Consider the following 13,212-nt stretch of genomic DNA (forward strand, 5'->3'; position numbering starts at 1 on the left):
AAAAGGCTTGTAGCAAAGCGGACACAGACTAAGTCCGCTCCATAAGTAAGCCTTAAATATATCGGTTAGGGCTTTTCTTAGAAGCATTAACAGCGTATAATCCTCACCATAAATCACTTACGAGCCACCCAACAACGCCAATTCCTATTTCGAGCCAACGTCTTTCAACATGCCATACATAAGCTTGGCAGCGTTGTCGGGTGCCACATCATCGCCCAACACCTTTTGCAAAAGGGCATAGTTGTTAAGCATTTCTTGGCGCGCCTCACCGCCGGGCAATAGCGTTTGCAGGCAATGGGCAATGTTGTCAATGGTAAAGCGGTCGGCAAACAGTTCGCTAACCACTTCCTTATTCATAATAAGATTTACCAGTGAAATGTACTCCACCTTGATAATATGGTTGAAAGCAAAACGGATGAGGCGTGGCACAGGCGTTTTATAACACACCACCTGCGGCACATTAAATAAGGCCGTTTCGAGCGTTGCCGTACCGCTTGTTACCAAAGCGGCTGTTGAATGCGCCAACAGCAGATAGGTTTGGTTCTTCACCAATCGCACTTGCGACCCACGAATGAAACCTTCGTAATACTCATCCGCAATGGAAGGCGCACCAGCCAACACTGCTTGATATTGCGGAAAACGTGCCGTCACCTGCATCATAGCCGGCAAATTGTCTTTAATCTCCTGCCGCCTGCTCCCTGCCAAAAGTGCCAATATGGGCTTATCGGCCTGCAATGCGTTTGCCTTACAAAACTGTTCGAAACCTTCGTTATAAGTGGAAAGGAAACTGCGGACCTCGTCGGCCGTTGGGTTTCCCACGTAATGGATGGGGTAATGGTGCCTTTTCTCAAAGAAATCTACCTCGAAAGGCAAGATGGAGAAAAGCTCGTCCACATCTCGTTTAATGTTTTTTATACGGTATTCTTTCCACGCCCAAATCTTAGGCGAGATGTAATAATACACGGGGATGCGTGTCTTCGACTTCACAAACTTGGCGATATTGAGGTTAAAACCAGGGTAATCCACAAGTATAACCACATCAGGTGCCCACTCCACAATGTCTTTTTTGCAGAATGCCATATTGCGGAAGATGGTGCGCAGATGAAGTAACACGGGGATAAAGCCCATGTATGCCAATTCTTTAAAATGCTTTACGCGCGTTCCACCAACGGCTGCCATGAGGTCGCCGCCAAAGAAACGGAACTCGGCCGCAGTGTCTACGGCTTGTAACGAACGCATAAGATGCGAGGCATGAAGGTCGCCAGAGGCCTCGCCTATAATTAAATAATAACGCATAACTTTTAAAGGTGAAAGGGCTTTTTAAAGGTGAAAAAGTGAAAGGGTAAAAAAGTGAAAGGGTGAAAAGGTGAAAAAATGGCTGCGCATATTAACTTGTATCTCGTTAACTCATTAACTTATCTGCTCGCCAATTCACTAACTTGCCCACTTGTTAACTCGTTAACTTTTGAACAAATAAACTTAAAAACTCACAAGTGGCAGGCTTAACTCCTTTACTTCATGCCATTCTCCACTTACAACTTACTACTTATCACTTACAACTTACTACTTACAACACCTCTTCCCATGCCTTCATCCGTTGTAACGAGTCGTAGCAAGTAACGTCAATTCGCGTGGGAACAATGGCCACATAGCCATTCTTCAAGGCCCAATGGTCGGTATCTTGCGCATCAGGCTCATCGCTTTGGAAATGTCCAGCCATCCAAAAGTAGTCGTAACCATGAGGATGCGTTCGTTTCTCGCACTCGTTCACCCACGTACCCCTGTTCATTCGGCACACCTTCACCCCTTTAAACGTCTGCGCGCGTGGGAAATTCACGTTCAGGCACACCTCTTTGGGCAAGCCTTCGGCAAGCACCCGGTTCACAATATCACGCACATAGGGGCGCAAAGGCTCAAAGTCGGCATCCTCATCAGGGTCGGCAAGCGAGAAACCTACCGAAGGAAAACCCTTTAAGCATCCCTCGATAACCACGCCCATCGTGCCCGAATAATGAACATTCACGGCAGCATTGTCGCCATGATTGATGCCCGACAGAATGAGATCGGGTTGCCGTTCGGCAAACAACTCACTGAAAGCAAGTTTCACACAGTCGACAGGCGTTCCGTTACTCGACCATACTGGAGCTCCCGCCACATCCTTTCGCCTTTTAAGCAGTAAGGGCTTAGCCACCGAAAAGGCACCTGCAAACCCTGAACGGCCAGCATCAGGAGCACAAACAACCACGTCGGCAAAGTCGGTAAGCATGGCCACCAACGAGCGTAAGCCCTTGGCATGATAGCCATCATCGTTAGATACTAATATAAGTGGTTTCTTTACTTCCATCTTTCTCCTTATTTTCGTTACCTGTCTGTTATCCAAGCATCTGCCAAAGCCCGTTTCGAATGCGCAATGGCACGCCCATTTGTCAAGCTCAACATCAGTTTTACGAGCGGCCGTTTGCCTTTTCAGAAAAGCAAACAACCGTCCCTTGACCATTACATGCAAATGCATTTACTTACGCTTATAATGCTAAGTAAGCTTGAATATTTACATGCAAAAGTACGAAAAAAGCTTTAATATAGTGCTTTTTCATGTAAAATATGTATCTTTGCATTCTATTAAAAACAACCAGGAAAAAAAAGGTTATGGGAAAAATTATTGCATTAGCCAATCAAAAGGGCGGCGTGGGGAAGACAACCACAACAATTAATCTCGCTGCCTCGTTGGCTACACTAGAAAAAAGCGTGCTGGTGGTAGATGCCGACCCGCAGGCTAACTCTTCAAGCGGACTTGGAGTGGACTTAAACGACGTGGAATGCTCGCTCTACGAATGCATTATAGACCATGCTGACATACGCGATGCAATCTACACCACCGACATCGACGGTCTTGACATCATCCCTAGCCATATCAACCTTGTAGGTGCAGAGATAGAACTGCTCAACATCGAAAACCGTGAACGCGTATTTAAAACACTGCTCGACGGCATCAAGGGGGATTATGACTATATTCTCATCGACTGTTCGCCATCGTTAGGTCTCATCACCGTGAACGCCCTCACCGCGGCCGACTCGGTTATCATCCCCGTTCAGTGCGAATACTTCGCACTGGAAGGTATCAGCAAGTTGCTCAACACCATCAAAATCATCAAGAGCAAGCTGAATCCGAAGTTGGAAATTGAGGGTTTCTTGCTCACGATGTACGACAGCCGTTTGCGCTTGGCCAACCAAATCTACGATGAGGTAAAGCGACATTTCCAAGAGTTGGTGTTCAAAACGGTGATACAACGCAATGTGAAACTGAGCGAAAGTCCAAGTCACGGCTTGCCCGTTATTCTCTACGACGCCGAGTCGACAGGCAGCAAAAACCACTTGGCACTGGCCAAGGAGATTATGGAAAAGGGCAACTAAACCGCCACAAGTCCCTTATCCACGCTGCAAAGGCAACAACTTGGCGCGGCCGACACACCAAATGCTGCGCAAAAAGACATTGGGAAGTGGCATGCCCACGCTAGCTGCCCCAAAGGGCTTATGCAAAAGGCAAACATGCCGCCAACAACTATCAGAACACAGCTGAGAGCCTGACGGGCTATGACAAGCAGTTTACATCCTGCTGAAACTCGTCGGCCTGTCAACGTGTAACTCATAAACGAACATTTCTAAATGGCAGTACATAAGAAATTCAACGCCCTAGGCAGAGGACTCGATGCGCTTATCTCCACAGAGAGCGTGCGTCCGCAAGGCAGCTCCACCATCAACGAAATCCCGTTAGAGCAGATTGAACCCAACCCCAATCAGCCCCGACGAGAGTTTGACGAGGATGCTTTGCAAGAACTCGCCAACAGCATTAACGAGATTGGCATCATCCAACCCATCACGCTACGACAGGTTGAGGACAACAAATTCCAAATCATCGCAGGCGAAAGGCGTTGGCGTGCATCACAATTGGCCGGTTTGCAAGCCATACCTGCCTATATCCGTACCATCAAGGACGAGAGCATTATGGAGCTGGCGTTGGTTGAAAACATCCAACGCGAAGACCTTAACGCTATCGAAATTGCATTGGCCTACGAGCACTTGCTTTCGGCAGAAGGTATGACACAGGAGCGAGTTTCAGAGCGCGTGGGCAAAAGTCGCACGGCAATCACCAACTATCTACGTCTGCTTAAACTCCCCGCACAGGTGCAAATGGCCCTGCAAAAGAAAGAAATAGACATGGGACATGCCCGCGCATTGCTGGCCATAGACAGTCCGTCGCTACAAATAAAACTCTTTCGTGAGATACAAAAGCACGGCTACTCGGTTAGAAAGGTGGAAGAGTTGGCCCAAAAGCTAAAAAATGGCGAAGACATTCAAAGCGGAAAGAAAACCATTGCCACCAAAGCACCGATACCAGAAGAGGTAACGAGGATAAGGCAAAGGCTCTCCGACTTTCTCGACACCAAGGTTCAGATGACCTGTTCGCCCAAAGGTAAAGGGAAGATTAGCATTCCTTTCGCCAACGAAGAAGAACTTGCGCGCATCATGGCAGCGTTCGACAAGCTAAAAGAACAACAATAAGCAAAAGGTGATAGAAATGAGTGCGAAGATTTCCAAACTGTTAATGACGATGGCTTTGCTGTCGCCTTTTGGCAGCGTTGCATCCATTGCACAAGGACATTTCGACAACTCGAAGAAAACCCAATCACTGGGCGACACGCTCTCAACAACTATTACTGATGAGGTGTTGACGCAAGAAAAAGACAGCCTGAGAACAGCCCTTACGCCGACACTACAAAAGAAAAAGGAGAAACGTGACTGGGATACATGGCGGCCTAATCCCAAACGTGCGATGTGGTTGGCCATCGTTCTGCCAGGCGCAGGACAAATATATAACCGCAAATACTGGAAACTACCATTGGTGTATGGCGGTTTCGTGGGTTGCATTTACGCCATGCAATGGAACAACATGATGTTTCGCGACTACTCAAAAGCCTACCAAGACATTATGGACACCGACCCAACCACGCAAAGCTACAACCAGTTTTTGCACCTAGGCACAAGAATAACCGACCAAAACAAGGAGCAATATCAAAGCATCTTCAAAAGTCGTAAAGACCGCTACCGCCGTTGGCGCGACCTTAGTTTCTTCTGCCTACTGGGCGTTTACGCCCTTTCCATCGTCGATGCATACGTAGACGCGTCGCTGTCTGAGTTCGACATATCCGACGATCTCACCCTCCGCGTCGAGCCTGCCGTAATGAACACTCCTTTGGCTGGCACGTCTTTCAAACCATCGGCCATCGGTCTGCATTGCAGTCTAACATTCTAACATAAGCTATAGAGTAACGCACGTGCGTACAGATTGAATAATAAGAACAATGAAATACAGCATGAAAAGATTTAATTTTCTGTTAGCCACCATGATGTTGAGCTGCGCGATGCCCGCATTGGCACAGCACAACAACGATGATAAGGAAATCACGGTGACAACAGCGAATGGCAAAAACGAAGTAATAGACTTGCCAGAGGGCATGACCTACGAACTAGACAGTCTGCTCAAACAATACAATGCGGAGAAATACCTTAGGCCTGCTACCGATTGTAACATGCCTAACGTTAATCCCAGTTTCCCAAAAGAGGTGTTCATTGAAAGACTTAGCCGAATACCTTCCATCATTGAGATGCCCTATAACGACGTGGTGCAGAAGTTCATCGACCGTTATAGCGGAAAGTTGCGCCGCTCGGTAAGCTACGTTGTGGGCGCAAGCAACTTCTACATGCCCATTTTCGAAGAGGCACTCGAAGCTTACGGCCTGCCGCTCGAACTGAAATACCTGCCCGTTATCGAATCTGCGCTTAATCCCAAGGCCGTTTCTAGGGTTGGCGCCACGGGTCTGTGGCAATTTATGCTGAACACGGGAAAGCATTACGGACTAACAGTTAACTCGCTTATCGACGAGCGCAGCGACATCGCCAAGTCGTCGTACGCCGCCGCACACTACCTTAGCGACCTCTATCGCATATTCGGCGATTGGAATCTTGTTATCGCCGCATACAACGCAGGCCCCGAAAACATCAACAAAGCCATACATCGTGCCAAGGGCGAAAAAGACTATTGGAAAATCTATCCTTACCTCCCACGAGAGACGAGAGGATATGTGCCGGCTTTCATCGCCGCCAACTACATCATGAACTACTACTGCGAACACAACATCTGTCCCATGACGGCTACCTTGCCCGTTAAGACGGATACGGTGGTTGTTCATCGCGACATACACTTCAACCAATTGGCAGGCGTGTTGGGCATCGAGTTGGCAGAGCTCAAAACGCTTAACCCCCAATATCGCAAAGACATCGTATGCGGTGCTTCGGCACCTGCCACGCTCCGTTTGCCCGCCAGCATGGTTAACAAGTTTATAGACAAGCAAGAAGAAATCTTTGCCTACAACAGCGACGATTTGCTTACTAAAAGGCGAGAAGTAGAAGTGGCCGAGGCACCTGTATCCAATTCTCCCTCGCGCAACAATAGTAGCAGGAAACACGAATCGAAAAAGGAAAGACGTAAGCGCGAAAAACGCGAACGTCGTGAACGCAGTGACGGCGGCGGTAAGAGCATCTTGATTAAAGACGGAGACACGCTCTCTGAGATTGCCAAACGCAACCACACCACTGTGAAACAGCTGAAAAAACTGAACAAGATCAGTGGCACGAACATCAGAGCAGGGAAGAAACTCAAAGTGAAATAACAGCCTAGCAACGCTTTATTCACTATAATTATAAAGGAAGGGGTTCCGTCAGATTAACAACCGATGCCAGAAAAAACATGGTTTCGCTATGCACAGGTCTGACTGAACTCCTTTCGACTTTCCACTAAAAGGCCCCCAACACTGTGCGACACGAAAATTGGGGACGGCAACAAGGGGCGGTAAGCCACAACTCCCAACAGCTGTGTAAAGCCCATCCACCCGATTTTCAACACAAGCGCACAACATATACTGGCTCATTTTCATAACTTGCAGCGATATGACCGACCAAATTACGAGAGATAAAGACAGAGAACAAGCAGAAGAACAGATGGTGAACAAGGCTTTCAAGCACTTGCTCGAAACCTATATGGCCTCGCCGCACCGCAAGAAAGAGGAGATTATCACCAAAGCTTTCAACTTCGCAAGAGAGGCCCACAAGGGTGTGCGTAGGCTCTCGGGCGAGCCTTACATCATGCACCCAATAGCTGTGGCGCAAATTGCCTGCGAGGAAATGGGACTGGGGTCTACCAGCATCTGCGCCGCATTGCTGCACGATGTGGTGGAAGACACCGACTATACCGTTGAAGACATTGAGAACATTTTCGGCTCGAAAATTGCCCAAATCGTTGACGGACTGACTAAAATCTCAGGTGGAATATTCGGTGATAGAGCCTCGGCACAAGCCGAAAACTTCAAGAAGTTGCTGCTAACCATGAGCGACGACATACGCGTGATACTCATCAAGATATGCGACCGCCTGCACAACATGCGCACTTTGGAAAGTCAAGCACCCAACAAACAATACAAGATAGCGGGCGAAACGCTTTATATCTATGCCCCCTTGGCCAACAGACTTGGCCTGAACAAGATAAAAACCGAACTGGAAAACCTCAGTTTCAAGTTCGAACATCCCGAAGAATACGCCTCTATCGAGGCTAAACTAGCATCGACACAAGAGCAACGCGAAATTCTTTTCCAGCAGTTTACCGACCCCATACGGCAAGCTCTCGACCAAATGGGCATACAATACGAGATAAAAGCGCGCATCAAAAGTCCTTACTCCATTTGGAACAAGATGCAAAGCAAGCATGTGGCCTTCGAAGAGATTTACGACATACTGGCTGTACGCATCATCTTCACACCCAAAAACAAGGACGAGGAAATAAACGAGAGTTTCAACATCTACGTAAAGATAAGTCAGCTATACAAATCTCACCCCGACAGACTGCGCGATTGGCTCAACCACCCCAAGGCAAACGGCTACCAAGCCCTGCACGTAACACTGATGAGCAAGCAAGGACGCTGGATTGAGGTACAGATAAGGAGCAACCGCATGGACGAAATAGCCGAACAAGGCTTTGCTGCACACTGGAAATATAAGGAGGGAGAAGAGATAACAGAAGACGAAGGCGAACTGAACGACTGGTTGCGAACCATCAAGGAGATATTAGACGACCCGCAGCCCGACGCTATGGACTTTCTCGATGCCATCAAACTGAACCTCTTTGCATCCGAGATTTTCGTGTTTACACCGAAAGGAGAAATAAAGATGTTGCCCGCAGGATGCACCGCACTCGACTTCGCCTTTCAGTTGCACACCTTCCTTGGCAGCCATTGCATCGGTGCAAAGGTTAACCATCGACTCGTTCCGCTTAGTCATCGCCTGCAAAGTGGCGACCAGGTGGAAATTTTAACGTCCAAATCGCAACACGTAGACCCATCGTGGATTAACTTTGTTTCTACTGCCAAGGCGCGCGGAAAGATACAAGCCATACTTAGACGGGCCAACCGCGAACTGCAAAAGCAAGGAGAAAACATCCTGAAAGAATGGCTTGCCAAGCACAACTTAGAGCAAACAACGCCTATACTAGACAAACTTTGCGAGCTGCACGAACTGCAAAAACCAGAAGAACTGTTGCAACACTTGGGCGACAGAACCGTTATCTTGGGTGAAAAAGACCTAGACGAAATTCTGGGTAAGAAGAAAAGCAACGTTAGCTTTAGCTGGTTGAAGCGCATGCCTTTCATGGGCCGCGAGAAACGCCGCAACAAAACGGAGAAAGACGAGCAAAACCTGCTTGTTGTGGGAAAGGACTTCAACAAGAAACTGCCCTGCATCATCACCGAAACATCGGTAGAACGCTACATCTTCCCCTCGTGTTGCCACCCCATTCCGGGCGACGACATCTTGGGTTATATAGATAATAAGGGCCGCATCGAAATTCACAAACGCGCTTGCCCCGTTGCCAATCGGCTCAAGTCAAGCTATGGCAACCGTATTCTCGATGCCAAATGGGACATGCACGGCAAGATGTTCTTCGAGGCGACAATAGAAATTCGCGGTATCGACCGTCATGGCTTGCTGCGCGATGTGGCCGAAGTCATTTCCAGCCAACTGAACATCGACATGCGCAAACTTGTTATTTCGGGCGACGAAGGCGTTTTCGACGGAACTATCGAGCTGCGTGTTCACGACAGAAACGAAACACAACAGATTATAGATAAGCTGAAAGACATTGACGGCATTCACGAAGTGCAACGTATTCTATAAACAAAAACACTTCATACATAAGTGTTCCCATTGATATTTCAGGTTTAAGTCAGATTACAGCAACTTAAGTCTGACGACAGACATCTCGCCAACTACTGCACAATATCTCAGCGGTTGGCGATTTTTTTTGTTTGTATCTATCCAAGCGCACACTCTAATCAATGAAGTCGTCTTTACTTTTAATGTTTCTATAAATCAAGAGGATTTTGTTCGCTCTGTGATGCCAAACTAATCAACCCAACCACTAATCAACTCAAACACTCAAAAAACTCACAAATTCATTAGCTCAAAAACTCATTAATTCAAAAGCTTAAATTGTTATCTTTTATTTTACAACATCGCCCTAGTTTTCGCTCCGTTCTAGCGAAAATATAGTCCCAAAAGTAGGTAAATTGCCCCTATTTCTAGTTTTTCACCCCTTTTGTTTTGTCTATTTTTAGGCAAAAACCTGCATTTTGCACCATTTGGCCTTTCTAGATTGGCTGCCAGCTCATTATTTTTTGCACCCAATTACGGGCTTTTAGCTCCTAAAATCCCACTTTTTAACGAACATTTTGCCCTTTTCGGCCATGTTTCTAGTGGTTCTAAAAGGTTTTGTTTATACCATTGCTGTGGATATTTATACTTTTCGTCTTGTGTTTAGCACCATTTTGCCTTGCGTTTTGCACCATTTTGCCTTGTGTTTTGCACCAAAACGCAGTGCATTTAGCACCAAAACGCAGTGCATTTAGCGGCAAAACGCAGTGCATTTAGCAGCAAAACGCAGTGCATTTAGCGGCGAATAGCCCAAAATCTGGTGCAAATGGCCGTCTTTTTAAATAAAAATTCATTTTGCAGCATTCACAGGCTACCCCCCTTTTGCATCAAAACCAACCTTCGCGAGAATCGATTTTTTGCGGCAGGGTGGGCGATTGGTGAACAAAAAGGGTACTCACAGTGTTAAATTTGTTATCGAAATTAGACAAAATTCATTATGCCGTAAACTCGTGCGAGTGAGCAACGGCACCGAAAACATGTACGCTTGCGACGGCTAGCGCGAGCGGTTGCAGGGCATGCCACTCACATACAGCATCATGCAAACGCAGAAGTAACCTGCCTTCGACAGGCGGTTTTCAACCTGTAGAGAATGTATGGACCAACATCCGTCAGGTTACTTTCTGAAATATAAGCATGTTTTGCCACAGACAAATGGTGCAGTATTTCAGGTTTTATCGTACCTTTATCCAGGTTCTTCGTACATGAATGGGGAGTTTGTTTCAGTTTTAAAGCACAAAGAAAACAAACTCCTCTCAAGTTGTAGAAATAGTAAACGTCAAGACGACTTCGGCAATAGCATACAGCCTTTCAATCTTTTCTAAAATCTATTTTTGATTATACGCCAATCGGCCGTCAGGACGCTCTGCAATTATTTTAGGTTGTTTCCAACGTTTCCTGTTCATCTTTCGTTTGTTTGTAGGCATCTTGTCTGTCTTATTCTCTCGACATAGCCCGCTACGCCTTCAAGAATAAAACAGACAATACGCTCAACAATCAAACAAGGTCTGCACAGGCCAACAACCGATTTGGGTTAAAAGTCAGGACGACTACGGCATCTAAAAAAACAAATAAAGTAAGAAAATGCAAGAGATATAAAATAATATTAAACGTCTTGCGTTGTTTAGAAAGTATGAAACATTATTTTACTGCTTTACTTTTGGCATGTATGGTGCCTGCATTCACTGCGCAGGCACAGGCATGGCGCGAAACAAACGAACACGGAAAGATAAAGCTTGGCAAAGGGTTGGGGTATAGCGTTGAGGTGCAAGCCACGCAATCAAGTGGACAAACACCCCTTTGGCTAAACGCCAACAAACACGGACTAAGCTCGCTGGAAAAGACCAACGGATATTTACTGGCTGGTATCGAACGTCCGCTAAACACCGACTCTGTTCGCAGATGGGGGATGGGTTATGGGCTGAATGTGGCACTAACGCAAGGTTTCACAAGCAGGATAGTAGTAGACCAAGCCTTTGTGCAGGCCCGTTGGCTGCATGCCACGCTCACCATCGGCAGCAAACGCCACAACATGGAATTGAAAAACAATGCTTTAAGCAGTGGTTCGCAGTTGCTTGGCATCAATGCGCGCCCCGTTCCGCAGGTGCGTTTGGCACTACCAGATTATTGGACCCTGCCCTTTGGCAATGGATGGTTGCACCTTAAAGGCCACGTGGCATACGGAAAAACAACCGACGACAATTGGCAGAAACGTTTTACTGGTCAGCAACACCTATATACCGAGAACGTGCTTTACCACAGTAAGGCAGGCTATATTATGATTGGCAACCCCGAACGGTTCACGCCTCTGTCGTTAGAGTTGGGCTTGGAAATGGCATCCACCTTTGGTGGTACCTCTTATGAACCGCTAGACGATGGCACGATGAAGGTTATTCGTGGCAGAACGGGGCTTAAATCGTTTGTAAAGGCCTTCTTGCCAGGTGGCGCCGATGTTGGTGAAACAACCTACCAAAACGCCGAAGGCAACCAACTTGGCGCATGGTTGGCACGGGTGAACTACGATGCAGACACATGGCGGTTTTCTGTTTATGCCGACAAGTACTTCGAAGACCATTCGTCGATGTTGCAACTAGATTACGACGGATATGGTACGGGCGACGAATGGTTGCAGAAAAAGAAACGCCGCTTTTTTGTTTACGACCTTAAAGACTGGATGCTTGGGGCGGAACTGAACTTTAAATACGGACGATGGATTACCGATGTGGTGCTTGAATACCTTTACACCAAGTACCAAAGCGGCCCTATCTACCACGACCACACCAACACCATTGCCGACCACTTGGGCGGACAAGACAATTATTACAACCACTATATCTATACGGGCTGGCAGCATTGGGGGCAGGTAATGGGCAATCCGCTTTATCGTTCGCCCATTTATAACACCAATGGCAACATCAATGTAGCCAACAATCGCTTTGTGGCTTGGCATCTTGGCATCGGGGGAAAGCCCACAGACGAATTGAGTTACCGTTTCCTTGCCACTTATCAAAATGGACTTGGCACTTATTCTGACCCCTTCGAGAAGAAAGAACATAACGTTAGCCTGATGCTAGAAGGCAAGTACGAACTGCGCAACGACTGGAATGTGGCTGCCGCAGTGGGTGCAGACATGGGACGGATATTGGGTAACAAGTGGGGCGTGCAGCTCACTGTGGCTAAGAAAGGGCTGTTTAAATGAAAGGTAAGACAAACAACATGACACAGAATACGAAGATATGCAGGCCTATGGGCTTGGTGAAATTTGTTGGCATGGCACTGATGGTGCTGGCCCTGCTTGGCAGTTGCGAGCTAGAGACTTCGCGCAACAAGAAATTAGACGGCTATTGGCGTTTGCAACAGATAGACAGCATTGGCACGGGCGGCGTAAATACGATGCTGGGTAAGCGCCTGTTTTGGGCCATTCAACACAAACTGCTTGAATTGAGAGACGTTGACGGAAAAATAAGCAAATGTTTGCTGCGTTTTGAAAGGCAGGGCGACAGCTTGTTGCTTTCGGAACCCTATCTTTACGACCGCGAGAATGGAGACAAACCATTAGAAAATACAGAAATCCTACTGCACTATGGTGTAAACAGCCTTAACGAGCATTTCAAGATTGATGACCTAAGCAGTTCGCGGATGGTTTTAAGTTCACGCAAATGTAGGTTGCATTTCGTTAAGTTTTAGGCTCATGGCCTATGTGCATTGGTGCTGGGGCAAATGCAAAAATGCAGGTTAAGGAGTAGGAAAGCAACTTTTTATTTGTATCTTTGCATGGTCTGCGAAAAGTAGAAGGCAAGTGCCTTGACGGTTATCTGAAAGGAGTAAGGAACGCCAAGCAAACATTTTTTATAGGTGGTGCATGCAATAAAACACCCCACAAGGAGTTTAAATAAAGGC

General features: G+C 47.0%; 9 protein-coding genes. 7 read left to right on the top strand and 2 right to left on the bottom strand.

The features are described 5' to 3' along the window. Positions 1–144: 144 nt before the first annotated feature. Positions 145–1,296 carry a lipid-A-disaccharide synthase gene (lpxB, locus tag BN93_RS13875; RefSeq protein WP_019188924.1) on the bottom strand — a complete coding sequence of 384 codons (1,152 nt, stop codon included), beginning with the start codon at positions 1,294–1,296 and terminating at the stop codon, positions 145–147. A 271-nt stretch (positions 1,297–1,567) separates the two neighbouring features. Next, a complete protein-coding gene (surE, locus tag BN93_RS13880; RefSeq protein WP_044260949.1) occupies positions 1,568–2,344 on the bottom strand; it encodes a 5'/3'-nucleotidase SurE in 777 nt (258 codons plus the stop codon). Between the two features lie 302 nt (positions 2,345–2,646). Between surE and BN93_RS13885 the strand changes: the two genes are divergently transcribed. The 7 genes from BN93_RS13885 (at position 2,647) to BN93_RS13915 (ending at position 12,999) form a co-directional block, all read left to right on the top strand. Next, positions 2,647–3,411, top strand: a complete 765-nt coding sequence (locus tag BN93_RS13885; RefSeq protein ID WP_019188926.1) for a ParA family protein — start codon at positions 2,647–2,649, stop codon at positions 3,409–3,411. A gap of 252 nt (positions 3,412–3,663) precedes the next feature. Further along, positions 3,664–4,560 (top strand): ParB/RepB/Spo0J family partition protein, encoded by an 897-nt coding sequence (locus BN93_RS13890; RefSeq protein WP_019188927.1) that lies wholly within the window; start codon positions 3,664–3,666, stop codon positions 4,558–4,560. Between the two features lie 16 nt (positions 4,561–4,576). Further along, the gene (locus BN93_RS13895; protein WP_044260922.1) at positions 4,577–5,311 is read left to right on the top strand and encodes a DUF5683 domain-containing protein; all 735 of its coding nucleotides are present in this window, start codon (positions 4,577–4,579) and stop codon (positions 5,309–5,311) included. 61 nt (positions 5,312–5,372) lie between these two features. After that, the gene (locus BN93_RS13900; protein WP_044260951.1) at positions 5,373–6,728 is read left to right on the top strand and encodes a lytic transglycosylase domain-containing protein; all 1,356 of its coding nucleotides are present in this window, start codon (positions 5,373–5,375) and stop codon (positions 6,726–6,728) included. 277 nt (positions 6,729–7,005) lie between these two features. Beyond that, positions 7,006–9,279: a RelA/SpoT family protein gene (locus BN93_RS13905; RefSeq protein WP_019188930.1), complete on the top strand. Its 2,274-nt coding sequence runs from the start codon at positions 7,006–7,008 to the stop codon at positions 9,277–9,279. 1,666 nt (positions 9,280–10,945) lie between these two features. Next, positions 10,946–12,511, top strand: a complete 1,566-nt coding sequence (locus BN93_RS13910) for a capsule assembly Wzi family protein (RefSeq protein WP_394329935.1) — start codon at positions 10,946–10,948, stop codon at positions 12,509–12,511. Continuing rightward, positions 12,508–12,999, top strand: a complete 492-nt coding sequence (locus BN93_RS13915; protein ID WP_052311387.1) for a lipocalin-like domain-containing protein — start codon at positions 12,508–12,510, stop codon at positions 12,997–12,999. The genes BN93_RS13910 and BN93_RS13915 overlap by 4 nt, the downstream gene beginning before the upstream one ends. Positions 13,000–13,212 lie beyond the last annotated feature (213 nt).

The sequence above is a fragment of the Prevotella conceptionensis 9403948 genome, assembly GCF_000312305.1.
Lineage (GTDB): Bacteria > Bacteroidota > Bacteroidia > Bacteroidales > Bacteroidaceae > Prevotella > Prevotella conceptionensis.